Genomic DNA, 25,589 nt, shown 5'->3' with positions numbered 1-25,589 from the left:
GTCGGTATGACGTCCCTCTTCGTCATACCAACTTAGTCCAGAAAATGATATACTTGTTGCCCTCAATCATTCTCACTTCTTCTCCCCGATATATCTGATTTAATAAAGTCAATAAACAAGCCAAATTTACAAAAGCCTCTTAAACAGCATCAAATAGCTGATGCCAACAATCAGTGCTAATTTTATTGAGAACTGAAATGGACAAACTGTGGAAGTATATCTCTTTGTGTACTAAATGAAGTGTCAATTTTAAATGAGCTGAATGGCAGTCTTATTCTTATGTTCCGCAATTACAACATAGCTTTCTATTGTGCCAAGAAAAGGAATTGCGGAAAGTTCCATGTGTAACTTGTGATATGATGCCATATTTTGGGTGACTGTCTTTATGTTAAAATCAAATTTTCCAGTAACTTGATAACACTCCATTACTTCATCATGCTTATAAATCATTTTCTTAAGGATCACAAGGGAATCCTCAATGCGTTCTGTAAAACTGATCAGGGTATGAACGATTAGTATTCCTGGTATCTTTTCATGGTTTAGTAAGATAATACCCGAATGAATGATTCCCTTTTTCTTAAGTATTCTAATTCTGTCATATATTACAGATAGGGATCTGTGCAGCAACTTTGCAATTTGTTTAGCAGGAACATTTGCATTTTCCTGAAGGATCTGCAGAATTTGCAGATCAATGCTATCTAATCCTGGTATATTAAACATGATCATAACGGTTTAATAAAATGAATAGATCTGATACTTGGTGGACCGGAGCGTATTTTTCATGAAAATACGAGTTGATAACTGAAGATATGGGCATGAGGCGGTAACTATTAGGTGAATCAATTAAACTAATATATAAAATATTTTAATGTTTATAATATTTTAATTTAATAAATGCTGTTTGCAGTCTCCGATAACCATATTTTTTATTTTCATGTGCCATATTTAATTTTGTTTTGACAGAATTATTTGTCGAATACCCATTGAGTTAAGTTTTTTTTGGAGCTTAATCCACAAAATTCACGGGAATTCAATTTTTAGCTTTTCTCTATAAAAATCGCTATTATCGTATAATGAAAAAGATATTTTCTAACCTTACTTTTCAGGTGCTTATTGCTATAGCGTTAGGTATTACTGTTGGATCAGTTTTTCCGGGCTTTGCACCGAATGCCAAACTAATCAGCCAAAGTTTTATAAATATGATCAGTATGCTTATTGCGCCAATCATATTTCTAACCATTGTTTTAGGTATTGCCCATATGGGTGATATGAAAAAAGTTGGCCGTGTAGGAGGAAAGGCCTTATTGTATTTTGAAGTAGTAACTACCCTGGCTATCATCATTGGGATGCTGGTTGCAAATTTAGTTAAACCCGGACAAGGCGTTCAGGTTGCTGAAGGAGATGTGAATAAAATAAAAACCTATACAGAACAAGCAGGAGAAATTAACTGGGCAGATTTCTTTGCCCATATTATTCCACATAACATTTTCGAATCTTTCGCCAAAGGCGATATTCTCCAGATCCTGTTCTTTGCTATTTTATTTGGCTATGGATTAAGTAAAATGGGTGAAAACGGACAATCCTTACTTGGTACCTTTGATAAAATATCCAAGGTATTGTTTAACATTATGAAGGTCGTTATGCGTATTGCTCCGCTGGGTGCATTTGGCGGAATGGCATATAGCGTGGGTACTTACGGATTGCATACCCTTTTGCCCATGGCCAAACTAATGGGGGCTGTTTATCTAACCTGTTTCTTATTCATCTTCGTTGTTTTAAATGCCATTTGCAGATATTTTAAATTTAGTTTATGGCAGTATTTAAAATACATCAGACAAGAGATTCTAATCGTATTGGGTACCTCTTCCTCCGAGTCTGTTCTGCCAAGTATGATGCAGAAGATGGAAGCTATTGGCTGTAAAAAGTCTGTAGTTGGCTTGGTTATTCCTACCGGATACTCGTTTAACCTGGATGGTACTGCAATTTACCTTTCTATGGCAGTCATATTTCTTTGCCAGGTATTTAATATAAACCTGTCTATTGGACAGCAAATTAGTGTTTTGGCAGTTCTGATGGTTACTTCTAAAGGAGCAGCAGGTGTAACAGGAAGTGGCTTTATTGTGCTGGCATCAACATTAACTGCCTTAAAGATCATGCCTGTAGAGCATATTGCTATTTTACTTGGTGTAGACCGGTTCATGTCTGAAGCGCGTGCCATTACCAATATGATTGGAAATGGTATTGCAGCAATTGTTATTGCTAAAAGTGAACAGGAATTTGATGAAGATAAATATTTGCTGGCTATTCGGCCAGCAAATATTGAGAGAAATGAAGCTGAATTACCCTAAGTAATTATTTGGCAATTCATCGTCCGCAATAATAGAAATACCTTTATCTAGTTTAACCGTGTGGATTACTTTTGTCTTTTCACTGTAAACAACTACCTTGTTGTCGTCTAAATATTGAATTAGCCGGTAAGGAGCAGAGTTCTGAACATATCTCCATTGAATATAAAACTGCTCATGAAGAACCTGCTCCTGTGGCAAGAAAGTAATGAGTATTTCAATATCGGTCACTGAATCAATAAAGAAGCTGCTACTTTCAGTCAAGACCCTTTTAGCTTCAGTGCCATTCTTAAATTCTTCAATAGCAATTTCCCTGAGTACAGATGCCGGCTTACTGGGGTTTTTATTAATGAGATCTACAATCAGGTTGTTTACCTCGTTTTTGGTTTTAAGGAACTTCCCGTTCCCGCTCTGTAATATTTTGAAATAGATTTTAAGTGGTTTCATGCAAGGCTTTAAATACATCTGATAAAGAAACGGGAAATTAGCTTTTATTGTTTGACTTTACATGCAATTAGCTTAGCTTTGCAACAAAAATTAAAGATACATGAGTGTTTTAGTAAATAAAGATTCAAAAGTTATTGTTCAAGGCTTTACAGGAAATGAGGGTACTTATCATGCTTCTCAAATGATTGATTACGGAACTAATGTTGTTGGTGGTGTTACACCAGGAAAAGGTGGCCAAACGCATTTAGATAAACCAGTATTTAATACGGTAAAGGACGCGGTTGATCAAGCCGGAGCTAATGTATCTATCATTTTTGTTCCGCCAGCATTTGCTGCAGATGCAATTATGGAAGCTGCAGAAGCCGGAATTAAAGTTATTGTTTGTATTACTGAAGGTATCCCTACTAAGGACATGATTCAGGTTAAAGAATATATTTCTGATAAGGATTGCCGTTTAATCGGTCCTAACTGTCCTGGTGTAATTACTGCGGATGAAGCAAAAATCGGTATCATGCCAGGCTTTATCTTCAAAAAAGGAACAGTAGGTGTGGTTTCTAAATCAGGAACCCTTACTTATGAAGCTGTAGATCAGGTTGTAAAAGCAGGATTAGGAATCACCACCGCTATCGGTATTGGAGGCGATCCAATTATTGGTACTACAACTAAAGAAGCTGTAGAATTGCTAATGAATGATCCCGAAACTGAAGGTATCATCATGATTGGCGAAATTGGTGGTGGTATGGAAGCCGAAGCAGCACTCTGGATCAAAGAAAATGGCACTAAGCCGGTTGTTGGCTTTATTGCCGGACAAACAGCTCCTGCTGGCCGTAGAATGGGTCACGCTGGTGCTATTGTAGGAGGGGCCGATGATACTGCTGCTGCCAAAATGAAAATTATGGCTGAATGCGGAATCCGTGTAGTAGAAAGCCCTGCCGAAATTGGTGCTGCTATGGTAGAGCTGTTAAAAAAATAATAAGATCTTCTTGTATAAATCGAAAGCTCTGGTGATTATTCATCGGAGCTTTTTTTATAGAATCAACTTTACACTGTTATGGCAGTCGCAAGAAACTATTAAGAAATCAGAAGCGTATATTGTAGTAACTAATCCTTTTAACTTATGAAAGCTTTATTGAATAAAACATTTGTGGTCGCCGGCCTGTTATTAGTGACAAGTTTTGGCGCCTGTGCACAAAAGCCTAAAAAAGAAGAGCCTAAAAAAACGACCAAAAATATGGAGTGGAATAAATTAACAAAAGCAGAAGAGGATGTGATTGTACGTAAGGGTACTGAATACCCGGGTACAGGTACACTCTTAAATAATAAAGAAAAGGGAACCTATACTTGTAAACGTTGTAATGCGCCATTATACCGCTCTGAATCTAAGTTTGAATCCGATTGTGGATGGCCAAGCTTTGACGATGAAATTAAAGGTGCCGTAGAGCGGATACCTGATGCCGATGGGATGCGTACAGAAATCGTATGTGCAAATTGTAAAGCGCACTTAGGCCATGTTTTTATTGGAGAAGGATTTACAGCCAAAAATACAAGGAACTGTGTGAACTCAATTTCTATGAATTTTGTTCCAGACAAGAAATAATATTATTCTTAATGACAATACTGGAAAGCCCGATGAAAACTTCTCGGGCTTTTTATTGGATAAGTGGTTAGTTTTCTTATGTTTGCAAACTCACCAACTATAGTAAATATGAAGTATTGTTTATTTTTATGCGGTATGCTAATGTCTTTTGCAGGTTTTGCTCAAAATCTGCCTGAAAATAAAGCCTCAGTTGTTAGTATAAGAACGCCTGTAGATTCTGCAGATTCTGTCTCTTCTAATGTTTCTGTAATAACAGGTTATGCAACCTACTATGCGAAAAAATTCGAAGGCCGTAAAACAACAAGCGGAACCCGGTATCGTGGAAAAAAGATGACAGCCGCTCATTTAACCCTACCTTTTGGTACCATAGTTACCGTAACCAATCTATCAAACGGAAAATCTATTGATGTCGTTGTAAATGACAGAGGTCCGCATTCCAAAAAATACATGATCGATGTTTCTGAAGGTGCAGCAAAGGAGCTCGGCTTTTACAGAAAAGGACAATCTAAAGTAGAGATCAGCTACGTGCTTGATGTTGATTAATCATTTAACTATTCTGTTGTTATAGTCAGTTTTTTTAAATTATTAACAATTTAAAAAAATCCCTAAACCCTTAAAAAGAAATAATTAGCTTTTTTGATGGTTGATTATTGATGTAATGTGATCTTCTGAACAACCGAAACCCACACGGTGTTAACAACTTTGTTAGACAAAAAACACATCAAACTTTATATTTGTTTAGTAAGATTCTTTAATAAATCACACAAAGGTTCATTAGTTAAAGTTTTAATATTTAGTTGTTTAAGGTTGCTCGAAAAGTTCAAATCTTTTTAATCTTTAGAATTAAATATGCTTTCTGTGACTCTTAGAATTTATTAAAAGCGTTTCACATCCACATTGATTACCTAAAAACAGCGGCTTATGCAAGAAGAAGAAGTATTATTAAGAGAAAACAAAGATCGTTTTGTCCTTTTACCGATTAAATACCCAGAGATCTGGGAAATGTATAAGAAGAGTGAGGCTAGTTTTTGGACCGCAGAAGAGATCGATCTTTCAGACGATCAAAAACATTGGGATAATCTAAATGATGGCGAAAGACATTTTATTTCACACATTCTGGCTTTCTTCTCTGCCAGCGATGGCATCGTGAATGAAAATCTTGCTGTTAATTTTATGAGTGAAGTTCAGCTGCCGGAAGCCCGATGCTTTTATGGCTTCCAAATTATGATGGAGAACATCCACTCTGAAACTTACGCTCTGCTGATTGATACCTATATTAAAGATCCTGATGAAAAAGACAGACTTTTTCATGCCATAGAAACCGTTCCCTGTGTAAAAAGAAAAGCAGAATGGGCATTGCGCTGGATAGAAGGCGGAAACTTTGCAGAACGCCTTGTTGCTTTTGCAGCAGTTGAAGGAATCTTCTTCAGTGGAAGCTTCTGCTCTATCTTCTGGCTTAAGAAACGCGGCTTAATGCCGGGGCTTACCTTTAGCAATGAACTAATCTCAAGAGATGAAGGATCACACTGTGAATTTGCCTGTTTGTTATACGGCATGCTTAAAAATAAATTAAGCGAAGAACAAGTTCATGGGATCATCAGAGATGCTGTAGAAATAGAAAAAGAATTCATTACAGATGCATTGCCTGTTGCCTTAATAGGTATGAATGCTAAATTAATGTCTCAATATATTGAGTTTGTCGCTGACAGATGGATCCAGGAACTGGGATATACCAAAATATACAATACCACCAACCCATTTGATTTTATGGAGATGATCTCACTACAGGGTAAAACCAACTTCTTTGAGAAAAGAGTAGGAGATTACCAAAAAAGTGGTGTGTTAACTTCAACCGAAGATAAAGCCGCAGCTTTCTCATTGGATGATGACTTTTAGGTCATCACCATCAAAAAATAATAATTAAATAATATGCACTACTAATACCTGAAAAATATGTTTGTACTAAAAAGAGATGGCCGTAAAGAAGCGGTAAGGTTTGATAAGATAACTGCTCGTATTGAAAAGTTATGTTATGGTTTTAATGTTGAACTTGTAGATCCGATCGATGTTGCCAAGAAGGTAATCGAAGGGTTATATGACGGTGTTACAACATCAGAACTAGATAATCTTGCAGCTGAAACCGCAGCCTCTTTGACTACAAAACACCCGGATTATGCACTGCTTGCATCGCGTATAGCAGTATCCAACCTGCATAAAAATACAACAAAGTCATTCTCCAAAACAATGGAGATGCTGTATAACTATATAGATTCTAAAACAGGTAAACCAGCTTCCCTTATTGCTGACGATGTTTGGGAGGTTATTAAAGAGAATGCAGATGTTCTGGATAGCACCATTATTTACGACAGAGACTTTGGCTTTGATTATTTCGGCTTTAAGACCCTTGAAAAATCATACTTGTTAAAGGTAGATGGACAGATCGTTGAGCGTCCCCAGCATTTGTTCATGCGTGTATCTGTAGGTATCCATAAAGAAGATATTGAAAGTGCAATTGCAACTTACAACTTAATGAGCGAGCGCTGGTTTACACATGCTACACCAACCCTGTTTAATGCAGCTACCCCTAAGCCTCAAATGTCATCCTGCTTCCTGTTAACCATGCAAGATGATAGTATCGAGGGTATCTATGATACATTAAAACAGACTGCTAAGATTTCACAAAGTGCAGGTGGTATTGGTCTAAGCATTCATAATATCCGTGCTACAGGTTCTTATATTGGTGGTACCAATGGAACAAGTAACGGTATTGTACCTATGCTTAAAGTATTTAACGATACTGCACGTTACGTAGACCAGGGTGGGGGTAAACGTAAAGGAGCCTTTGCCATTTATTTAGAACCATGGCATGCAGATGTATTCAGTTTCTTAGACCTGCGTAAAAACCACGGTAAGGAAGAACTGCGCGCACGTGACTTGTTCTATGCACTGTGGGTATGCGATTTATTTATGAGACGTGTAGAAGAAAACGGCGAATGGAGTTTATTCTGCCCGCATGAAGCACCAGGCCTTGCAGATTGCTTTGGCGAAGAATTCGATGCTTTGTATGAACGCTATGAAAAAGAAGGCAGGGCACGCAAAACAATCAAAGCACAAGAGTTGTGGTTTGCAATACTAGATTCGCAAATTGAAACCGGTACACCTTACCTGTTGTATAAAGATGCTGCAAACAGCAAGTCAAATCAACAAAACCTGGGTACCATTAAAAGTTCAAACCTGTGTACAGAAATCATTGAGTATACTTCTAAAGATGAAGTAGCTGTTTGTAACCTGGCATCACTGGCATTACCAAGATTTGTAATCAACGGTGAGTTTGATCATCAGAAATTGTATGATGTAACCTATCAGGCTACATTGAACCTGAATAAAATTATAGATTATAATTACTACCCGGTAGAAGAGGCAAAAAATTCTAATATGCGTCACAGACCAATTGGTTTAGGTGTACAAGGATTGGCCGATGCATTTATTTTAATGCGTTTACCATTTGAAAGTGAAGGTGCACGTGAGTTGAACAAAGAGATCTTCGAAACGATTTACTTTGCAGCAATGACCGCTTCACACGCTTTAGCTGTTGAAAACGGACCTTACCAAACCTTTAAAGGATCTCCTTTGTCTAAAGGTAAATTCCAATTTGATCTATGGAACGTAAAACCAGACAGTAACCGGTGGGATTGGGAAACTTTGCGTGAAAAAGTAGTTAAAGATGGGGTTTATAATTCCCTGCTTGTTGCTCCAATGCCAACCGCATCTACTTCTCAGATCCTGGGTAACAACGAATGCTTTGAGCCTTATACTTCTAACATCTACACCAGAAGAGTACTGAGCGGTGAGTTTATTGTGGTAAATAAACACTTGTTAAAGGACCTGGTTGCCCTGGGTCTATGGACACCAGCAATGAAAGACCGTATCATCTTAGCCAACGGATCTATTCAGGAGATTGCAGAGATTCCAGATTATATCAAGGAACTTTATAAAACAGTTTGGGAAATTAAAATGCGCAGTATCATTGATATGGCTGCAGACAGAGGGGCGTATATCTGCCAGTCTCAATCCCTAAACTTGTTCATCAATGCACCAAATACTTCAAAATTGACTTCAATGCATTTCTATGCATGGAAAAAAGGATTGAAAACTGGTATGTATTATCTGCGTACACAAGCAGCTTCACAAGCCGTTAAGTTTACAGTAGAGAATCAGGCTGGTAAGAACATGGAGCCGGTAATCCCTGAACACATTTCACAAAGTGAAAGTGCAGAAGAGATTGTAGAAGGACCTGTTTGTTCAATGGAAGAAGGTTGCATTAGCTGTTCAGGCTAACCGGTTTACTATTCTAACCAAATATATTAAGGCTGGCCTGATGTTTATCAGAGCCAGCCTTTTCTTTAATACGCAACTAATTACTTGTACTTTAGGTTCTCACAGCTATTTGCTGTAAATATATGTGCCATTTCTAAAACCAGCGGCAGTATTTACATACCAATCCTTAAAGGTTGTGCCTCCGGAGGTTGCCCATTCATTAAAATGCATATATCCATTCGTAATCGGACTACCTTCAATCGGATAGCTAAACATATCTGTAAAACTCAACGCCCATGGAGAATTGTCCTTACCCAGATAGTATCTTCCTGTGGCTGGATTGCTGTTATCATCACCCGTTCCAAATAAAGAACTTGTTACCTTATCTGTAGGACTATTAAATGGCAGATGTACTTCATAGCCCCTTTTTAAATTGATAATTAAAAATGGATTAAAAGGAGCCGTTCCCAGATCAGCAGCAGCAACCGGGCTAATAAATTTAATGGCTAAAGTAACCTTTGAAGGCGTAACTTTTGATTTAGCAGGATCTGTATTTACCTGTGCACTTCCATCCGGATTTCGTAATAGATTCTCATAATTATCAAATGGGATAAGAACAGCTTTGGATTGTCCGGATTCAACCCCATTTGAAGCAAGCTGAATATAACTGCTTTGTAAACTCTGCCCTGTTACAGAAGAAACCAAAGAAGCTGATATAGGAAGCTGCACACCAAATCCGTTCTTATAGCTGGCACCTGCAGCAACAGGCTGGTATTCGCCCGCCATTTCAACAACTGCATTTTGTGCATTTTTTATAAAGGTATACCGGTAATTAACGACAAGGTCATTTACATCATAGTCACCTTTTATAGGCCAGTTGTCTTCAAATGCAAGGGTAGACCATCCGGTAGCAGATGGAGAATAAGTAATGTAAGCTCTGGAAGGGTCATTAGGGAAATCATCTAAGCCGTCAATCACACCATCACCATCTGTATCACCGCCCTTGTCTATTAAAGACATACCCGTCGTAGAAACGCTATTTGCCGGACTGGATTTTACATAAATTACCAGGTCATTGAAATCATTGTCAGATGTCGCCTCCCTGTTAATATCTTCAAATCCCATCAAATAAAGACTGTGAACATTATCATAAAGGAGTACAGAATGCTTTTTCTTTGTTGTACTGAGTTCAGGATTAAATTTAGTCTCCGAGTAAAATTTCGTAGAAGAAGTAGAAACACCACTTCCATTCCACCCATTCTGTATAAGAACAAAAGCTATGGTTGTTCCCGCATCAAATGTACCAAGCTTTACCCGGTCGCCAGAAATTAAGCCACCGCCAGATTGTAGGCCAGATGCATTTGGGAATACCATGGTTATCTTGTCAATCCCCCCTAATGCACCCCCTAAAGTAACATTGGCTGGAGGGCTGTCCGTATCATAGGCATAATAGGCCAGTGTGTTTAGATTATTTGCGCCTTCAGAAACGAATGTTACATAAATATCACTGGTTGCAGTAACTACAATATTATTTAAAGCACTGGCACTTAAATAATCAGGATGTGATGTTGTAATGGGTTTACCCTCCGGCAAAGATGCGTTTACGTAATTAAGCAAACTTGTTTCAATGACATCTGCAGTAGCTTCCAAATACTTGGGCCGTCCAAGCGCAAGCGGATAGGTCGACGTATTTACAATGGCATCATTAGAACTGGTATATGGAGAAGGATAGCCATAAGTTAAGGCCAGTGCTTTGTTGCCTGTTCCGCCAGTAGCGAGGATACTTCCGGGATTTGTAACCGCTGGAAATTTGACAACCTCAGGAATAATGTCTCCACTAGCCATCGAAACACCTCCAATAATTGCATTAACGGAGGTTTTAGTTCCAATGTGTGCCCTAACATTGTTCAGAAGTCCAATATAATTTGGATTAATAGTTAGTGTATCCATATAAGAAGGTACAGATATGTTACCTCTTATATAACCATTTGCATCACTTACTGCCCTTAGAAATACCCTTTCGCTATTATTCGGATCTGTAATATTCAGTACTGCGCCCTGAATAGGTTTATCTGCGTTTGTTAATAGCCGTACAGAAATAGAAAGTTCCTTATTTGTAGCATAACTAAATGAACTTGGAATTGGACTGATGGGATCTGGTTCGGGGTCTTTTGTGCCGCTTTTTTTACACGAACTTAAGCCTGCAATAAGCATGAATAACAGGCAAAGAAGATGGATGGATTTTTTCATAGCTAGTTTTTTTAATAGTAATGTAATAAAGAACGGCTACAAAGCGGATACCATCAAAAGGTCGTATATTTGAATTTAAATGGCTAAACATGAGATTATACCGTGTGAACGCTGCGGCTCACCCATAGAGTGTAAGGCAAATTCCTATACCAAATGCCAATGCAGCGTGGTTCAGCTCAATCTGAACGAAATGCAGTTCATTAGTGAACAGCATGAGGGATGCCTCTGTTCATTTTGTTTATTTCAGCTGCAGCAAGAATATCGGGATATGATGGCTTCCTAATGCCCATTTTTTTACGCTGTTCATGAGTAATGTCATTCATCTCCAAACTACTTGCGATACCCACTAATTTATTTTTTTTGGCTAACTTTAGCCAAAATTATTTGTTGATAAAGAATGGCTAAAGTACAAGTTGGATTGGTACAAATGAGTTGTACCAATAATAAACAGGAAAATTTAGATAAAGCAATCGTTAAGATCCGGGAAATTGCAGCACAAGGCGCGCAGGTAGTGTGCCTTCAGGAATTGTTTACTTCTCTATATTTTTGTGATGAAGAAAACTATGAGAACTTTAAGCTTGCAGAAACAATCCCGGGTCCATCTACAGATATACTATCAGTAGTAGCTGCAGAATTGAATGTCGTCATTGTAGCTTCTCTATTTGAAAAAAGAGCAGAAGGTTTATACCACAATACAACAGCTGTTCTGGATGCTGATGGAACCTATCTTGGAAAATATCGCAAAATGCATATTCCTGATGATCCGGGTTTTTATGAAAAATTCTATTTTACACCAGGAGATCTTGGATATAAAGTATTTAAAACTAAATATGCTAAAATAGGTGTACTCATTTGCTGGGACCAATGGTATCCGGAAGCAGCAAGATTAACCGCGTTAATGGGCGCTGACTTCCTGGTTTACCCAACAGCAATAGGTTGGGCAACTACACAAGATCAGCCTACCAATACCGAACAATATAACGCATGGCAAACCATCCAGCGGTCGCACGCCATTGCTAATGGTATACCCGTAGTGAGTATTAACAGGGTTGGCGAAGAAGCAGGAGTAGAGTTCTGGGGCGGATCCTTTGTGTCTAATCCTTTTGGTACCATTCTTTACCAGGCCTCGCACAATAAAGAAGAATTGAAAGTAGTAGAAATCGATATGTCTAAATCAGACAGTTACCGGACTCACTGGCCTTTCTTGCGCGATAGAAGAATTGACAGTTATTCACAGATCACCAAAAGATATATAGATGATGAGTCTGTTTGATAACTCTCCGAAGAAAGCCGGATACCGCTTTCCTGCAGAATGGGCTAAGCATGAAGCAACCTGGTTAACATGGCCCCATAAAGAAGAATCATGGCCGGGAAAGATAGAAACCATCTACGCGCCTTATTGCCAGTTCATCAAGATCGTTGCCGAAGGAGAAATCGTAAGGATCAATGTCAATGATGCGGAAACTAAAGTATTTGCCTTGGAACAATTGGAACAGGCCGGTGCTGATCTGGACAAGATTGAATTCTATTTCAATCCGAGTAATGATGCATGGTGCCGTGATCATGGACCAGCCTTTCTGATTAATAGCAACACAGATCCTAAAAAAGTTGTGGTTGACTGGGGATACAATGCGTGGGGTAACAAATATCCACCCTATGAATTAGATGATGTGATCCCAACAAAAATTGCAGATCATTTTGATCTTCCTGTATTCTATCCCGGGATCGTTATGGAAGGGGGTTCCGTAGAGTTTAATGGTGCAGGAACCATATTAACATCAAGGGCCTGTCTTTTAAATAAGAACCGGAATCCGCACCTAAGCCAGGAGCAGATCGAAGAATATTTGAAAGAATGTTATGGTGCGGAGCAGATCCTATGGGTTGGTGACGGAATTGTTGGCGACGACACAGATGGTCATATCGATGATATCACCCGCTTTGTAAATGAAAATACGGTGCTAACCGCAATAGAATCTAATCCATTGGATGAAAATTATATCCTTTTAAAAGAGAATCTGGAAGAATTAAAAGCGATGCGGTTACTAAATGGCGAGCCTTTAAATATTATTGAACTTCCAATGCCTTCGCCAGTAATTCATGAAGATACCCGATTGCCAGCTTCTTATGCTAATTTTTATATTGCAAATGCGGCAGTAATCGTTCCAACATTCAGAGATGTAAATGATAAAAAAGCATTGGAGATCATAGAGGCAGTTTTTCCGGATAGAAAAGTAGTAGGGATCGATTCAACAGATATTATCTGGGGATTAGGAAGTTTCCATTGTCTAAGTCAGCAGGAGCCTGCTGTTTAATAAAAGTTATTAATCAAAATCACAATATATAGATGAAGTTATTAGAAGGAAAAACAGCATTAATTACCGGAGCATCAAAAGGAATCGGTCGTAAAATTGCTGAAAAATTCGCAGAACAAGGTGCAAATGTGGCGTTTACCTATTTGTCATCGGTAGAGAAAGGCCAGGCTTTAGAGCAGGAGCTTCAAGGCTTTGGTACCCAGGTAAAGGGATACCGGTCTGATGCATCCAAATTTGATGAGGCAGAAAAGTTAATCACAGATATTGTAGCAGATTTTGGTGCTTTAGATATTGTAGTAAATAACGCAGGAATCACAAAAGATGGGTTATTGATGCGCATGAGCGAAGAAAACTGGGATGAGGTGATTAATGTAAATCTAAAATCTGTTTTTAATGTCTCCAAAGCAGCCTCTAAGGTAATGATGAAAGCGCGTAAAGGATCAATCATCAATATGAGCTCGGTAGTAGGGGTCCAGGGAAATGCCGGACAAGCCAACTATGCCGCTTCAAAAGCAGGCATTATTGGATTCTCTAAATCTCTTGCCAAAGAATTGGGTTCACGGAATATCCGCACCAATGTAGTTGCTCCAGGATTTATCCGTACAGAGATGACAGATGTACTGGATCCAAAAGTAGTTAAGGGTTGGGAAGAAGGGATTCCATTAAAAAGAGCCGGAGAGCCTGAAGATGTAGCTAATGTTTGTGTATTTCTTGCTTCAGACATGAGTGCTTACGTTACCGGACAAGTACTTTCCGTTTGCGGCGGAATGCTATAGAACCGTTAAACTTATTTAAAAACATACTTACCTTCCAGCTCTGAAACGGCTGGAAGTTTTTTATGCGCTTTAAAATAATCATAAGCGGGCTGTAAATTTTTCCAAAAAATCTGTTGTGCCGGAAACTGAGTTATATATTTATTCATATTAGCACTCGTCATCTTAAACGGAAATATGAAAACTGGAATTTTAGATTGTCCGCCATCTTGTGCTTCAACAGCCAATACATACACCTCTTTTATCTTCTCATCCGTTAAGGGAATACATCCTATAGTAACGCAATTTCCGTGAATGTAAATGTCACTACCCGGTCTCTGCTCTCCGCTTCGTAATTTGTCAACAGCATTAGGGTAGTTTAATCCAAGCGATAAATGATACGTACTTACCGGATTTAGAACATTTATGTAGTAACAACCTTCCGGGGTCTGCCCGTCATTTTCTTTCACCTTAGGTCCAAGCGTGCCGGAATGACTGCAGAAGTTATAAGTTTTAAATAGTGTAAACTGATGTTTTTTATTTTTAATCCAAAGTTCCAATACCCCTTCAGTTTTATATGCGGTAATGCAGATCTCAATCTTTCCACCCAAACCGGCCTTTTTTAAATCCGTCTGTAAGGCAGTCCATTTTTCGTCATACGCATTCCTTACCCGTTCAAATTTTAACTGTTTATTCTTAATATCCGATTGTGCAAGTGCAGGCAGCATAGTAATTACTAAAAAAATGAGGTTAAGAAAGCGCTTCATGGATTGATCAATTAAATATTTAATGTAAAGTAAGTTTTATCTGGTAAATAGAACTTATTTTTTTAAAATTTAGCATCTTTACGCAAATGCTATGAGCGATTCCTTTAATTTATACACCTTATTAACCCTCCTGGCATGCCTGTTTGCAGGCATATTATTTGCCTGGCTATTGTATCAAAAAACTTCGCATTTGGATCAAAGGCTTCGATATGCTCTGGCGGCTACTCGTGCCATAGTATTTGCTGCCATTGCAGCCTTGCTGTTCTTTCCTTTGATCAGGAGTATTTCATACAACCTCCAAAAACCAATTATTATTATCGGTCAGGACAATTCCTTGTCAATAGACCATATTGAACCAGCAGGATTTGATAAAAAGCAGTATGAACAGGATCTAAATAGTCTGGCAAATCACCTTTCAGACAAATATGAGGTTAAGATCTATAATTTTAGTGATAGCGTAAGGACTGGCTTTGATTTTAAGAACAAAGGAAAATTAACCAATGGGGCAAATTTTATTGCGCAATTGAACGACCAGTTGTTAAACCGTAACGTTGGCGCTGTTATTTTGGCTTCAGACGGAATATTTAATCGTGGAGGAAGCCCTTTATACGATATCAATAAACTTAAAGCTCCGGTTTATACCATTGCATTAGGAGATACCATCCCTAAAAAAGACGTGATGATCGCCAATGTGAACCATAATAATATTGTATATCTTGATAATGAGTTTACCATAGAAGTGCAGGTTCAGGCATTTGAAAGTAAAGGAGAATCAACAACTATATCAGTATTGGAAAATGGAAACAAAGTATACGAAGCGCGTCAGCAGATTGGGTCAAATCCATTTGTCAAAAATATACCCGTTAAATTAAAAGCAACAAAGCTTGGAATACAAAAATATACCATATCACTCAGTGCAGTCAGTAATGAAATCTCTATCCGCAATAATAGCGAGGATATATTCATAGAGGTAATTGATGCCCGGCAAAAAGTATTGATTGCTGCCGCTTCCCCACATCCGGATATTGCCGTATTAAAACAGGCCATTGCCCTAAATAAATACTACGACCTAAAAGTAGTTTTAGGAGAAGAACTAAATGCTGTAAATCCAGCCGATTTTGGTTTAATCATTTTATACCAGCTGCCGTCATCACAAACAGAACCAACAGCCTTTTTTAATAAGTTAAAAACAGCTAATGTATCCGTATGGCACATCCTGGGTGCTCAAAGTAATCTGAATGCATTTAACCGGCTGCAAGATGGTGTAGAGGTTAGAGGAAATACAGGAACGCTACAGGAAGCTTTCAGTGCCGTTAACCCAAATTTTACAGCATTTGATCTTGATGCCGCCTCGGTTAAAGTACTAGAAACATTTGATCCATTAGTATCACCTTTTGGATCTGCAGCAATTAAAGGAGATGCAGCCATAGTATTTAACCAACGGATTGGAAAAATTAAAACGCAATATCCACAATTGTTTTTCATGGCCAATAATGGAAAAAAAACAGGCTACCTGGTAGGTGAAGGGATATGGCGATGGAAACTGGCAGAAGCGCAAGAAGGACTTGCACCCTCTATAGTAAACAGTTTAGTCTTAAAAACCACACAATACTTATCCGTAAAAGATGATAAGCGTAAATTTAGGGTTTATACCGCTAAAAATACGTTTGATGAGAATGAGAACATCATCATTAATGCCGTATTGTATAATGACAGTTATGTATCTGTAAATACAGCTGATGTAAATGTCCAGGTTAAAAACTCAGCAGGAAAGGCCTATAATTTTCTATTCTCCCGTACAGAATCAGCCTATCAGCTGGATGCCGGAACTCTGCCTTCCGGTAATTATTCCTATGTGGCCAGTACAACACTAGGTAAAAATAAATATACAGCTCAGGGTGTATTTTATATCAATACACTGGTTGCCGAATATCAGCAAACCATTGCAAATCATCAGTTGCTAAATGCAATGTCCGTCCAGACAAATGGCCGTTTATACAGGCCTCAGGATATAAATCAGATTCAGAAAGCGATAGAAAGCAATGAGCAGATCAAGACTTTAAGCTATGAAGACCGCAAATACGAGGAACTGATTAATTATAAGTGGCTGTTTATAATGATTATGCTGTTGTTAGCCATGGAATGGTTCTTCAGAAAAAGAAACGGAGAAGTGTAAAGGAGCAATATATGCAGATCACTACAATTGAAGCTATTGAAATATTAGGAACAGTATCATTTGCCATCTCAGGTTCTTTTGCGGCTATGCAGCGAAGGCTGGATCCGTTTGGCGTACTCATTATTGCATTTGTAACCTCAATAGGCGGTGGAACCGTACGTGACCTGTTGCTTGGAGATACACCGGTAGCCTGGATGCGCGACGTAAATTACTGCCTGCTCATTCTGCTTACGTCAATAGCCACCATCTTCTTTAAAACCTATATCAAGAAATTCAAAATTACTCTTTTTCTGTTCGACTCATTAGGATTGGGATTATTTACCATATTGGGGATAGAGAAAGGGATTGTATTTGGTCTTAGCCCTGGAATTTGTATTGCTTTAGGAACAATAACCGGCTGCTTTGGAGGGGTAATTCGTGATACACTGCTCAATACCATTCCTTTGATATTTAGGAAAGAAGTTTACGCAACGGCATGCATCATGGGAGGGATACTGTATTTTGCATTGCTTTACTTTAATTTAAAGCCAGATCTTGCGAAGATCGCCGTCATCGCATTCATCTTTGCGCTAAGAATAATAGTGGTAAGGTATAAATTAACGCTTCCCAGATTTGGGTAATTAATCTTTAGGCTCTTCTTTAACAATCACAAAAACATCTTCATTGTCTTTTTTCATGAAGTACTTCTCGCGGGCAAATTTCTCGGCGGTGTTTAAGTTGGTGTTTAGTTCGTTGAGATTTTTCTTAACCTGATCGATCTCTTTAACGTAAAAATCCTTTTCTTCCTGTAGTTTATTAACCTGCGACCGGTATTCATATTGGGCAACCACATCATTTTTGTCGAAAAAAAGCATCCATACTATGAAGGCTGCTACAGACAGAAAGTACTTGTTACGAATAAGTTCCAGTAAACGGTTCATGTAAACAAATATATAAATATACTTTTATATAAAAATATATTTATATCAGCTTTATGATAAACTAAAAAAGCCAATGCACGTAATGTGCATTGGCTTTTTTAGTTTAATTCAACTTATTTCTTAAGAAATTTGAAGTCTTTGCCAATAAAACGGGCAGCAGCACCTAATTCTTCTTCGATACGTAACAATTGATTGTATTTTGCAATCCTGTCAGAACGAGAAGCAGAACCGGTTTTAATCTGACCACAGTTTAAAGCAACAGCTAAGTCGGCAATTGTAGTATCTTCAGTTTCACCAGAACGATGGCTCATTACAGAAGTATAACCATTGGTTTGTGCTAAGCTAACTGCATTGATGGTTTCAGTTAAAGAACCGATTTGGTTTACTTTTACTAAAATAGAATTGGCAGTATTCTTATCGATACCAGCTTGTAAACGTGTAACATTCGTTACAAATAAATCATCACCAACCAATTGAACTTTATCACCAACTCTGTCTGTTAATAATTTCCAGCCATCCCAATCATTCTCATCCATCCCATCTTCAATAGAGATAATAGGGTATTTTTCAGTTAACTGGGCAAGATATTCAGCTTGTTCCGCACTCGTACGGATTGCGCCTTTATCGCCTTCAAATTTAGTATAATCGTATTTACCGTCTTTGTAAAATTCAGAAGCAGCACAGTCAAATGCAAGGAAAATCTGCTCACCTGGTTTGTAACCAGCTTTTTCAATGGCAAGCATAATCGTTTCAACTGCATCTTCAGTACCGTCAAAAGTAGGGGCAAAACCGCCTTCATCACCAACAGCAGTAGAAAGACCCCTGTCGTGTAAGATCGCTTTCAAATTGTGGAAAACTTCAGTACCCCATCTCAATGCTTCAGAGAAAGAAGAAGCACCAACCGGCATGATCATGAATTCCTGAAATGCAATAGGAGCATCAGAGTGAGAACCACCGTTAACGATGTTCATCATCGGAATAGGTAAAATGTTTGCATTTACACCACCAATGTAACGGTATAAAGGCTGACGGCTTTCCTGAGCTGCAGCTTTAGCAACCGCTAAAGAAACGCCTAAAATTGCATTAGCACCAAGGTTACCCTTGTTCTCTGTACCATCCAGTTTAATCATCAGGCTGTCAATAGCATTTTGTTCAAATACATCAATACCTTTTAATTCATCAGCAATTTTATCATTTACGTTAGCAACGGCTTTTAGAACACCTTTACCCATGTATACAGATTTGTCATTGTCACGAAGCTCTACAGCCTCATGCATGCCTGTTGAAGCACCAGAAGGCACAGCAGCACGACCAAGAATACCATTTTCTGTAATTACATCTACTTCGATAGTAGGATTCCCGCGGGAGTCAAGTATTTGCCGCGCATGAACATCAATTATTAAACTCATTTTTATCTATATTTTGTTTGTACGTAAGCCTTAGTGTAAAATGTACAATTACTAAGGCAATATCCAAAGTTATAATAAATTTTAAACTATCAGGTTTGATCGTGATATTTTTTCATATCTCCGTTCATTAAGAAATGGTTAAGATCAAAATTATTGACTTAACCTTTTGTTTTTTTGAATAACTTTTAATGCAAATACTTGTGATGCAATCACGCAGGCCATGGTAAAAATACCAATGTAAAAGGATTGCCCGGCAGCCCAGCTTAGGTTGGTCCGGTACAATAAAACGATGTTGCCCGCCAGGAAAATGACGGCAACGATCAAGACTATAATTCTGATGATCATTTAAGTTCTGATGTATAATGATTATTCGGGCTTATTCCCATTTAAATACCCTAACGGCAACCGCATAGATACCAATACCCCAAATTACCATGATCAGGATCTGGTGTTTAACATCCCATAATCCAGCGCCCTCAAACGCAACCTTTCTCATGGCATCATTTAAATAGGTTAAAGGCAAAGCACGGCTGATCGGTTGAAGCCAGGTTGGAAAAGCATCGATAGAAAAGAAAGTCCCTGAAAGTAAAAACTGCGGTAGCGTAATGATATTAGAGATGGGAGGAATGGTACTCTCACTTTTGGCCATTCCCGAAACAATAAAGCCAAAGCCCATAAATACAATTAAGCCCATCAAGGCAAGCACCAGCATGTTTAAAACAGTAACAACGCCATGGATCAAAGTAAAATGAAAGAAGAAGTGTCCAATTGTAATGATGAAAACAGCACCCAGCAACGCAAAGCCAATTCGGGCAATACCTTCACCAAATATAATGCTGGACCGGCTAACCGGGGTAGCAAAGAAGCGTTTGATCACCAGATTTTGACGTAGGCTAAAGAATACAAATGCAGTTCCAAATACACCAGTACTTAGCAAAGAGAAGCCAAGCTGTCCAGGTAGAATAAAGTCTATGGTGCGGTAAATCCGGCCATGCACCGTACTTTCGTTCAGTTGCGCAATGCTTGGTTTAACGTCTTTGGTATTGATGATATACAGCATGTTGTTCAACACAGACCTAAGAATATTTCCCTTGTCTATGGAAGCAGATGTGTATTGAATATTTGCGAGGTATGCAGGAGTGCCAGCGGCATTTTTCTGAACATTGATCACGGCATCAATATTTCCTTTTTCAAGAAGGGGCTTTAGTTCAGCGGTATCTTTGTCTTTAATCAAACGCACCACACTATTTTGTTCCAGTGCTTTAATAATCGGATTTTGAAGATCAGAGCCAGGTGCAATAGCGAGATCAACCTTTACACCACCACCACCTAAAAATCCGAAAACAAGGATAAAGATCAATGGAAACGCAAGTGTAAAAACAACAGCAGAAGGACTCCGCATAATGGACCTGAAACTTGCTTTTGCAAGAGCCAGCGTAGCTTTAGTATTACTATAAGGTTTGTTGTTCATGTGCTTCGTTAATTATCCTCACGCCATTCTTTGCCGGTAAGGTTGATGAAAACATCTTCCAGATTGGCTTTTTTAACTTCTTTTTTACGTTCAAAACCACTGCTTACCAACTGGTCAATCAGGTTGTCAGGCGTATCCAGCGCAATGATCTCACCACGTTCCACAAAAGCCACACGGTCACAAAGCTGCTCAGCCTCATCCATATAGTGTGTAGTAAGAACAACCGTAGTACCCTGGTTACGAATTTCCGTGATCAGGTCCCACAGGTTACGACGGGCCTGCGGATCCAGTCCGGTGGTAGGTTCATCGAGAAAAATGATCTTAGGAGAGTTAATGAGTGTAGTCGCAATGGAAAAGCGTTGTTTCTGGCCACCAGAAAGTGCTTTGTATTTGGCCTTAGCCTTATCCTGCAGATTTACTTTTTCAAGCATCTCCATTGGTTTAATATCAACCCCGTACAAGCCAGAGAAGAGCTCCATTAATTCAACCAGGTTTAGATTTGGGTAATAGCCTGCAGCCTGCAGCTGAACACCAATGATCTGCTTAATCTTGTTCGCCTCTTTTTCAACAGAAAGGCCATCAACAAAGATCTCTCCAGAAGTCTTTTCCCGCAGAGTTTCAATGATTTCTAGTGTAGTCGTTTTACCCGCGCCATTTGGACCCAGCAAGCCAAATATTTCATTTTCATAAACATCAAAGCTAATGCCCTGCACCGCAATGAAATCGTCATATTTCTTAACCAGGTTCTTTACACTGATCATGACTTTTTTGTCATCCATGGTATAAATGTAATAAGGTTTTACGCAAAAGGAAGTAACGTGGGTTACTTCCTTTCAAAAATGTCGGTAAAATGATGTATTTGTCCCGTGAAAATTCTTACCAGGCCAATTCACCTTTAATCATGGTAATGAAATCATCAAAAAGATAACGTGAATCGTGAGGACCAGGAGAAGACTCCGGGTGGTATTGTACAGAGAAGGCTTTTTTGCCTTTCACACGGATGCCTTCAATAGACTGGTCATTTAAGTTGATGTGGGTAATTTCTACCTTGTCAGATTTACGGACCTCATCAGGAATTACACCAAAACCATGGTTTTGTGAAGTAACCTCGCAATGGTCTTTAATGATATTTTTAACAGGGTGATTTAAACCCCTGTGTCCGTTAAACATTTTCATGGTCCCAATACCATTGGCTTCAGCAAGTAGCTGATGGCCAAGGCAAATACCGAATAATGGTTTGTCAGCAGCTAACACTTCCTTAACGGTATCAATCGCGTAAGGCATAGCAGATGGATCACCAGGACCATTAGAGATAAAGTACCCGTCAGCACCCCATTTATCCATTTCTTCGAAAGTTGTTTTGGCAGGAAAGACCTGAACATAAATGTCCCTGTCGTCAAAATTGCGTAAGATGTTCTTTTTGATGCCAAGGTCTAATGCAGCAATTTTATATGTAGCATCAGGAGAACCATAAAAGTAAGCTTCTTTGGTAGATACCTGTGATGATAGCTCAAGGCCATCCATAGAAGGAACCTCAGCAAGTTTGGCTTTCAATTCTTCAAGATCAGTGATCTCAGAAGAAATAATTCCGTTCATAGCTCCTTTATTACGTATGTGACGAACCAATGAACGCGTATCAATGTCAGAAATACCTACAATGTTCTCATTCTGAAAATAATCCTGAATGGACTCCGAAGCTTCCTTGCGGCTGAAGCCAATGTTGTAGTTTTTACAAACCAGTCCGGCAATTTTAATGCTTCCAGATTCAATCTCATCCTTATGGATACCATAATTTCCAATATGAGCATTGGTCGTAACCATGATCTGTCCAAAGTAAGAAGGATCAGTGAAAATTTCCTGATAACCAGTCATTCCTGTATTAAAACAGATCTCGCCAGTGGTAGTACCTATTTTTCCAGCAGCTTTACCGTAATAAACGGTTCCGTCGGCCAGTAACAGGATTGCAGGTAACTTAGTGTAATTAGTCATGCTTATTAAAAGAAATTGTGGATGTGAAAAAAGGAAAAAATGAGGATTTAAATACAGCTTTGATGCTGTTCTTGTAGTTAACAAATGTGCTGTTAAGTGACCCCTTCATTTCGGGATACAAAGATACGTTTTTGATGGTTTAAATCAAGATGTTTTTTAAAGATTATAATTTTATGATGATCGGAATCCTCAAGGGCTTAAATACTGGATATAAAGATAGGTCAGAATTACCTGAATTGTCAAAAAACAATCAAACTACGTTTATTTCGAATGTAAAAACTATTTTTGTTCCAAAACCAATACGCATGTCTGTACACAAAGAAGTAAAAAGAATCACAACACACATCCTTCAGGAAATGAAACAAAGCGGAGAAAAGATCGCGATGTTAACAGCCTACGATTATTCAATGGCCACTATTTTAGATGATGCCGGACTGGATGTATTACTTGTTGGCGACTCCGCTTCAAATGTGATGGCCGGACATGAAACTACGCTTCCAATAACACTAGATCAAATGATCTATCATGCTCAGGGTGTAGTTCGTGGTGCAACCCGTGCTTTCGTCGTAGTCGATCTGCCTTTCGGTACCTATCAGGGTAACTCTAAAGAAGCATTGAATTCAGCCATCAGGATCATGAAAGAATCTGGTGCACATGGGGTAAAATTAGAGGGAGGTACAGAGATCACCGAATCTATATCCAGGATCATTACAGCAGGAATACCAGTAATGGGGCATTTGGGGTTAACACCGCAGTCTATCTATAAATTTGGAACCTATACCGTAAGGGCAAAAGATGAAGCCGAAGCAGAAAAGTTGAAAGTAGATGCACTGGCCTTACAGGAAGCGGGATGTTTTGGTATTGTACTGGAAAAGATTCCGGCTAAATTAGGGAAGGAAGTTTCAGAAAGCCTGCACATTCCGACTATTGGAATAGGTGCCGGTCCGCATTGCGACGGACAAGTATTGGTTGTTAACGATATGATTGGCCTGACCAAAGGATTTAAGCCCCGTTTTTTACGCCAATATATTAATCTATATGATGGCATCCTTGGAGCCGCAAAATCTTACATCAGTGATGTAAAAGCAAATGATTTCCCGAACGAAAAAGAGCAGTATTAATGCCTGTAACGGATAAAGATATACTTTACGAAGATAACCACCTCATCGCGTTAAATAAGCGCGCAGGAGATATTGTACAAGTAGATGAAACCCGGGATGAGCCATTGGACGATCAGGTTAAAAGATACCTTGCCCAAAAATATAATAAGCCAAACAGTGCTTTTCTGGGTGTTGTACACCGTTTAGACAGACCAGTAAGTGGTGTTATCCTGTTTGCCAAAACAAGTAAAGCCCTGGAAAGGGTAAATGCCCTGTTTAAAAATAGAGAAGTTAAAAAGACATACTGGGCGGTTGTTCGCAATAAGCCACAAAAACCATCAGGAACATTGGTTCACTGGCTGGTAAAGAATCCTCAAAAAAATGTAGTTACTCCATACAACACCGAAGTGGCAGGAAGCCAGCGCGCAGAATTAAGCTACCGCTTAATTGGCGAGCTAAATGGTTATTACTTAATAGAAGTAGATCCGCTTACCGGCCGCTCACACCAGATCAGGGTGCAGCTATCTACATTAGGATGCCCAATAGTAGGAGACAATAAGTACGGATACCCGCGGGGCAGCAGAAAAGGCAGCATTTGCCTGCATGCCCGCAGACTTCAGTTTCTTCATCCTGTTAAAAAGGAACCTGTAAACATTTTTGCCAAATTACCCATAGACGGATTTTGGGAAAAATTTGAAGGGTTTTAATCACAGAATTATGGCCTGCATTCAGTTTTTGAGAATACCATAGCGTCCGTAAACTTCAAATCAGCCCTGTTTTTAAATAAAGTTTTTCCACCTTTTTCCGTTACATCTCCAAAACCCTCATATAGCTTCCCGTCTTTTTTAAGGAAAACAACTTCACGTACCGAACGCATTCCTTCCGAGTCGAAAGTATATTCTGCAATGATCGTATCACCTTTAATTTCACCGGCAATCGTTCCGCTGTTCCTATCTTTTTCGTACAAACTATAATTTAGATCACCAGTAAGTTCTTCGCCGCTTACATTCAGCTTAAGGTACGCAGTATCTCTGTTCTTAGTATAGGTATAGCAGTCGCCTGCAACTTTAGGCTCAGTAGCTGTAAAAGTAGTATCAACTGCAATTACTTCAGTGCTGTCTTTTGCGTCACTGCCCGCTTTATCGTTAGAACAAGAAGCAAAACCCGCAGATGCGATAGCCATCATCAAAATGTATCTTTTCATAATTGTCATTTTTTAATCATTTCATAAGCAATAGCCTTGCCAAAGTAAGTTGAAAATATACCTTTGTACTGTAATAATTAAAGTTACAGAATGAACAATTCGAGGTTTGCCATATCATTACACATCTTAACCCTGCTCGAAAAAGCAAAGGGAGAACTATTGTCTTCTGAGTGGATTGCAGGAAGTATTAACATTAACCCGGTACTGGTGCGAAAAGAACTGGGCAACTTACGCAGTCATGGATTGGTAAATAGTAAAGAAGGAAAAAACGGGGGTAGTTATTTAGAAAAAGCAGCAGATCAGATCAGTCTGGCGCAGGTATATCATGCGGTAAAGCAAGATCATTTACTAGGGGTGTCAAAAAACACGCCCAATCCGCTGTGTCAGGTAGGTAAACAAATTAATATGCATTTAAATACCTTATATGATTCAACAGAACAAACTTTAATTTCAGAGTTATCTAAACAGACCCTGGCAGATTTTAGCAGTAAGTTCATTTGATTTTTTTTACCCTAAACTGTAACAATAAACAT

At 38.8% G+C, this 25,589-nt stretch carries 26 protein-coding genes; 15 read left to right on the top strand and 11 right to left on the bottom strand.

What is annotated here, in order from left to right; genetic code table 11:
• Nucleotides 1-249: 249 nt before the first annotated feature.
• On the bottom strand, nucleotides 250-720 hold the full coding sequence (locus tag ATK78_RS17910) for an Lrp/AsnC family transcriptional regulator (protein ID WP_166664912.1): 471 nt from the start codon (nucleotides 718-720) through the stop codon (nucleotides 250-252).
• A gap of 353 nt (nucleotides 721-1,073) precedes the next feature.
• On the opposite strand from ATK78_RS17910, the gene dctA reads away from it, so the two are divergent.
• Nucleotides 1,074-2,348, top strand: a complete 1,275-nt coding sequence (gene dctA / locus ATK78_RS17905; protein ID WP_133577507.1) for a C4-dicarboxylate transporter DctA — start codon at nucleotides 1,074-1,076, stop codon at nucleotides 2,346-2,348.
• Here the strand turns inward: dctA and ATK78_RS17900 are convergent.
• Nucleotides 2,340-2,792 (bottom strand): hypothetical protein, encoded by a 453-nt coding sequence (locus ATK78_RS17900; protein WP_133577506.1) that lies wholly within the window; start codon nucleotides 2,790-2,792, stop codon nucleotides 2,340-2,342. The two genes, dctA and ATK78_RS17900, sit on opposite strands and share 9 nt — an antisense overlap.
• Nucleotides 2,793-2,892: 100 nt before the next feature.
• Between ATK78_RS17900 and sucD the strand changes: the two genes are divergently transcribed.
• From sucD to ATK78_RS17875, 5 genes are all read left to right on the top strand, one after another.
• Nucleotides 2,893-3,765, top strand: a complete 873-nt coding sequence (gene sucD, locus ATK78_RS17895) for a succinate--CoA ligase subunit alpha (RefSeq protein WP_133577505.1) — start codon at nucleotides 2,893-2,895, stop codon at nucleotides 3,763-3,765.
• 144 nt (nucleotides 3,766-3,909) lie between these two features.
• Nucleotides 3,910-4,389, top strand: a complete 480-nt coding sequence (locus tag ATK78_RS17890; RefSeq protein WP_133577504.1) for a methionine-R-sulfoxide reductase — start codon at nucleotides 3,910-3,912, stop codon at nucleotides 4,387-4,389.
• A 108-nt stretch (nucleotides 4,390-4,497) separates the two neighbouring features.
• Nucleotides 4,498-4,932, top strand: coding sequence for a septal ring lytic transglycosylase RlpA family protein (locus tag ATK78_RS17885; RefSeq protein WP_133577503.1), 435 nt, complete (start codon nucleotides 4,498-4,500; stop codon nucleotides 4,930-4,932).
• A gap of 378 nt (nucleotides 4,933-5,310) precedes the next feature.
• Entirely contained in the window at nucleotides 5,311-6,285 is a 975-nt protein-coding gene (locus tag ATK78_RS17880; protein WP_133577502.1) for a ribonucleoside-diphosphate reductase small subunit, read from the top strand.
• Between the two features lie 57 nt (nucleotides 6,286-6,342).
• Nucleotides 6,343-8,727, top strand: a complete 2,385-nt coding sequence (locus ATK78_RS17875; RefSeq protein ID WP_133577501.1) for a ribonucleoside-diphosphate reductase subunit alpha — start codon at nucleotides 6,343-6,345, stop codon at nucleotides 8,725-8,727.
• Between the two features lie 105 nt (nucleotides 8,728-8,832).
• Here the strand turns inward: ATK78_RS17875 and ATK78_RS17870 are convergent, their stop codons facing one another.
• Nucleotides 8,833-10,956 (bottom strand): LruC domain-containing protein, encoded by a 2,124-nt coding sequence (locus tag ATK78_RS17870; RefSeq protein ID WP_133577500.1) that lies wholly within the window; start codon nucleotides 10,954-10,956, stop codon nucleotides 8,833-8,835.
• A gap of 79 nt (nucleotides 10,957-11,035) precedes the next feature.
• Between ATK78_RS17870 and ATK78_RS17865 the strand changes: the two genes are divergently transcribed.
• The 4 genes from ATK78_RS17865 (at nucleotide 11,036) to fabG (ending at nucleotide 14,044) form a co-directional block, all read left to right on the top strand.
• Complete coding sequence (locus ATK78_RS17865; RefSeq protein WP_133577499.1) at nucleotides 11,036-11,239, top strand: cysteine-rich CWC family protein; 204 nt, start codon at nucleotides 11,036-11,038, stop codon at nucleotides 11,237-11,239.
• Between the two features lie 114 nt (nucleotides 11,240-11,353).
• Nucleotides 11,354-12,229 (top strand): carbon-nitrogen hydrolase, encoded by an 876-nt coding sequence (locus tag ATK78_RS17860; protein ID WP_133577498.1) that lies wholly within the window; start codon nucleotides 11,354-11,356, stop codon nucleotides 12,227-12,229.
• Entirely contained in the window at nucleotides 12,213-13,268 is a 1,056-nt protein-coding gene (locus ATK78_RS17855; RefSeq protein WP_133577497.1) for an agmatine deiminase family protein, read from the top strand. The genes ATK78_RS17860 and ATK78_RS17855 overlap by 17 nt, the downstream gene beginning before the upstream one ends.
• Nucleotides 13,269-13,300: 32 nt before the next feature.
• Nucleotides 13,301-14,044, top strand: a complete 744-nt coding sequence (gene fabG / locus ATK78_RS17850; protein ID WP_133577496.1) for a 3-oxoacyl-[acyl-carrier-protein] reductase — start codon at nucleotides 13,301-13,303, stop codon at nucleotides 14,042-14,044.
• 11 nt (nucleotides 14,045-14,055) lie between these two features.
• Here the strand turns inward: fabG and ATK78_RS17845 are convergent, their stop codons facing one another.
• Nucleotides 14,056-14,787, bottom strand: coding sequence for a L,D-transpeptidase family protein (locus ATK78_RS17845; RefSeq protein WP_133577495.1), 732 nt, complete (start codon nucleotides 14,785-14,787; stop codon nucleotides 14,056-14,058).
• A gap of 91 nt (nucleotides 14,788-14,878) precedes the next feature.
• Here ATK78_RS17845 and ATK78_RS17840 point away from each other — a divergent pair, with 91 nt between their 5' ends.
• Together ATK78_RS17840 and ATK78_RS17835 are read left to right on the top strand one after the other, a co-directional pair.
• On the top strand, nucleotides 14,879-16,963 hold the full coding sequence (locus ATK78_RS17840; protein ID WP_133577494.1) for a hypothetical protein: 2,085 nt from the start codon (nucleotides 14,879-14,881) through the stop codon (nucleotides 16,961-16,963).
• A gap of 11 nt (nucleotides 16,964-16,974) precedes the next feature.
• Nucleotides 16,975-17,583, top strand: coding sequence for a trimeric intracellular cation channel family protein (locus ATK78_RS17835; protein WP_133577659.1), 609 nt, complete (start codon nucleotides 16,975-16,977; stop codon nucleotides 17,581-17,583).
• Here ATK78_RS17835 and ATK78_RS17830 read toward each other — a convergent pair whose 3' ends face one another.
• The 6 genes from ATK78_RS17830 to carA form a co-directional block, all read right to left on the bottom strand.
• The gene (locus ATK78_RS17830; RefSeq protein WP_133577493.1) at nucleotides 17,584-17,883 is read right to left on the bottom strand and encodes an FtsB family cell division protein; all 300 of its coding nucleotides are present in this window, start codon (nucleotides 17,881-17,883) and stop codon (nucleotides 17,584-17,586) included.
• A gap of 113 nt (nucleotides 17,884-17,996) precedes the next feature.
• Nucleotides 17,997-19,292: a phosphopyruvate hydratase gene (eno, locus tag ATK78_RS17825; RefSeq protein ID WP_133577492.1), complete on the bottom strand. Its 1,296-nt coding sequence runs from the start codon at nucleotides 19,290-19,292 to the stop codon at nucleotides 17,997-17,999.
• Nucleotides 19,293-19,442: 150 nt separating this feature from the next.
• Complete coding sequence (locus ATK78_RS17820; protein WP_133577491.1) at nucleotides 19,443-19,637, bottom strand: hypothetical protein; 195 nt, start codon at nucleotides 19,635-19,637, stop codon at nucleotides 19,443-19,445.
• A 31-nt stretch (nucleotides 19,638-19,668) separates the two neighbouring features.
• Entirely contained in the window at nucleotides 19,669-20,763 is a 1,095-nt protein-coding gene (locus ATK78_RS17815) for an ABC transporter permease (RefSeq protein WP_133577490.1), read from the bottom strand.
• An 8-nt stretch (nucleotides 20,764-20,771) separates the two neighbouring features.
• Nucleotides 20,772-21,542, bottom strand: a complete 771-nt coding sequence (locus ATK78_RS17810; protein WP_133577489.1) for an ABC transporter ATP-binding protein — start codon at nucleotides 21,540-21,542, stop codon at nucleotides 20,772-20,774.
• Between the two features lie 97 nt (nucleotides 21,543-21,639).
• Nucleotides 21,640-22,752 (bottom strand): glutamine-hydrolyzing carbamoyl-phosphate synthase small subunit, encoded by a 1,113-nt coding sequence (gene carA / locus ATK78_RS17805; protein ID WP_133577488.1) that lies wholly within the window; start codon nucleotides 22,750-22,752, stop codon nucleotides 21,640-21,642.
• Between the two features lie 305 nt (nucleotides 22,753-23,057).
• Here carA and panB point away from each other — a divergent pair, with 305 nt between their 5' ends.
• Both panB and ATK78_RS17795 read left to right on the top strand, forming a co-directional pair.
• Nucleotides 23,058-23,873, top strand: a complete 816-nt coding sequence (gene panB, locus ATK78_RS17800; RefSeq protein ID WP_133577487.1) for a 3-methyl-2-oxobutanoate hydroxymethyltransferase — start codon at nucleotides 23,058-23,060, stop codon at nucleotides 23,871-23,873.
• Nucleotides 23,873-24,559 (top strand): RluA family pseudouridine synthase, encoded by a 687-nt coding sequence (locus ATK78_RS17795; protein ID WP_133577486.1) that lies wholly within the window; start codon nucleotides 23,873-23,875, stop codon nucleotides 24,557-24,559. The genes panB and ATK78_RS17795 overlap by 1 nt, the downstream gene beginning before the upstream one ends.
• Before the next feature lie 8 nt (nucleotides 24,560-24,567).
• On the opposite strand, the gene ATK78_RS17790 is transcribed toward ATK78_RS17795, so the two are convergent.
• Nucleotides 24,568-25,056, bottom strand: a complete 489-nt coding sequence (locus tag ATK78_RS17790; RefSeq protein ID WP_133577485.1) for a hypothetical protein — start codon at nucleotides 25,054-25,056, stop codon at nucleotides 24,568-24,570.
• Between the two features lie 90 nt (nucleotides 25,057-25,146).
• Between ATK78_RS17790 and ATK78_RS17785 the strand changes: the two genes are divergently transcribed.
• Nucleotides 25,147-25,557, top strand: coding sequence for an Rrf2 family transcriptional regulator (locus tag ATK78_RS17785; RefSeq protein ID WP_133577484.1), 411 nt, complete (start codon nucleotides 25,147-25,149; stop codon nucleotides 25,555-25,557).
• The last annotated feature ends 32 nt before the right edge of the window (nucleotides 25,558-25,589 follow it).

The organism is Pedobacter metabolipauper (genome assembly GCF_004362715.1).
Taxonomy (GTDB): domain Bacteria; phylum Bacteroidota; class Bacteroidia; order Sphingobacteriales; family Sphingobacteriaceae; genus Pedobacter; species Pedobacter metabolipauper.
Note: the sequence above shows the minus strand (reverse complement) of the source record. Positions and strands in the feature narration are given on the sequence as shown.

What these genes read in the sequence shown, in the direction of transcription:
- ATK78_RS17795 (WP_133577486.1), top strand. Translation starts at nt 23,873, where the DNA reads ATGCCTGTAACGGATAAAGATATACTTTACGAAGATAACCACCTCATC.
- ATK78_RS17810 (WP_133577489.1), bottom strand. Translation starts at nt 21,542, where the DNA reads ATGGATGACAAAAAAGTCATGATCAGTGTAAAGAACCTGGTTAAGAAA.
- carA (WP_133577488.1), bottom strand. Translation starts at nt 22,752, where the DNA reads ATGACTAATTACACTAAGTTACCTGCAATCCTGTTACTGGCCGACGGA.
- ATK78_RS17910 (WP_166664912.1), bottom strand. Translation starts at nt 720, where the DNA reads ATGTTTAATATACCAGGATTAGATAGCATTGATCTGCAAATTCTGCAG.
- ATK78_RS17820 (WP_133577491.1), bottom strand. Translation starts at nt 19,637, where the DNA reads ATGATCATCAGAATTATAGTCTTGATCGTTGCCGTCATTTTCCTGGCG.
- ATK78_RS17790 (WP_133577485.1), bottom strand. Translation starts at nt 25,056, where the DNA reads ATGAAAAGATACATTTTGATGATGGCTATCGCATCTGCGGGTTTTGCT.
- ATK78_RS17855 (WP_133577497.1), top strand. Translation starts at nt 12,213, where the DNA reads ATGATGAGTCTGTTTGATAACTCTCCGAAGAAAGCCGGATACCGCTTT.
- ATK78_RS17785 (WP_133577484.1), top strand. Translation starts at nt 25,147, where the DNA reads ATGAACAATTCGAGGTTTGCCATATCATTACACATCTTAACCCTGCTC.
- ATK78_RS17860 (WP_133577498.1), top strand. Translation starts at nt 11,354, where the DNA reads ATGGCTAAAGTACAAGTTGGATTGGTACAAATGAGTTGTACCAATAAT.
- ATK78_RS17875 (WP_133577501.1), top strand. Translation starts at nt 6,343, where the DNA reads ATGTTTGTACTAAAAAGAGATGGCCGTAAAGAAGCGGTAAGGTTTGAT.
- dctA (WP_133577507.1), top strand. Translation starts at nt 1,074, where the DNA reads ATGAAAAAGATATTTTCTAACCTTACTTTTCAGGTGCTTATTGCTATA.
- ATK78_RS17885 (WP_133577503.1), top strand. Translation starts at nt 4,498, where the DNA reads ATGAAGTATTGTTTATTTTTATGCGGTATGCTAATGTCTTTTGCAGGT.
- ATK78_RS17890 (WP_133577504.1), top strand. Translation starts at nt 3,910, where the DNA reads ATGAAAGCTTTATTGAATAAAACATTTGTGGTCGCCGGCCTGTTATTA.
- ATK78_RS17880 (WP_133577502.1), top strand. Translation starts at nt 5,311, where the DNA reads ATGCAAGAAGAAGAAGTATTATTAAGAGAAAACAAAGATCGTTTTGTC.
- ATK78_RS17865 (WP_133577499.1), top strand. Translation starts at nt 11,036, where the DNA reads ATGGCTAAACATGAGATTATACCGTGTGAACGCTGCGGCTCACCCATA.
- ATK78_RS17900 (WP_133577506.1), bottom strand. Translation starts at nt 2,792, where the DNA reads ATGAAACCACTTAAAATCTATTTCAAAATATTACAGAGCGGGAACGGG.
- sucD (WP_133577505.1), top strand. Translation starts at nt 2,893, where the DNA reads ATGAGTGTTTTAGTAAATAAAGATTCAAAAGTTATTGTTCAAGGCTTT.
- ATK78_RS17840 (WP_133577494.1), top strand. Translation starts at nt 14,879, where the DNA reads ATGAGCGATTCCTTTAATTTATACACCTTATTAACCCTCCTGGCATGC.
- ATK78_RS17845 (WP_133577495.1), bottom strand. Translation starts at nt 14,787, where the DNA reads ATGAAGCGCTTTCTTAACCTCATTTTTTTAGTAATTACTATGCTGCCT.
- panB (WP_133577487.1), top strand. Translation starts at nt 23,058, where the DNA reads ATGTCTGTACACAAAGAAGTAAAAAGAATCACAACACACATCCTTCAG.
- ATK78_RS17830 (WP_133577493.1), bottom strand. Translation starts at nt 17,883, where the DNA reads ATGAACCGTTTACTGGAACTTATTCGTAACAAGTACTTTCTGTCTGTA.
- ATK78_RS17870 (WP_133577500.1), bottom strand. Translation starts at nt 10,956, where the DNA reads ATGAAAAAATCCATCCATCTTCTTTGCCTGTTATTCATGCTTATTGCA.
- ATK78_RS17835 (WP_133577659.1), top strand. Translation starts at nt 16,975, where the DNA reads ATGCAGATCACTACAATTGAAGCTATTGAAATATTAGGAACAGTATCA.
- fabG (WP_133577496.1), top strand. Translation starts at nt 13,301, where the DNA reads ATGAAGTTATTAGAAGGAAAAACAGCATTAATTACCGGAGCATCAAAA.
- ATK78_RS17815 (WP_133577490.1), bottom strand. Translation starts at nt 20,763, where the DNA reads ATGAACAACAAACCTTATAGTAATACTAAAGCTACGCTGGCTCTTGCA.
- eno (WP_133577492.1), bottom strand. Translation starts at nt 19,292, where the DNA reads ATGAGTTTAATAATTGATGTTCATGCGCGGCAAATACTTGACTCCCGC.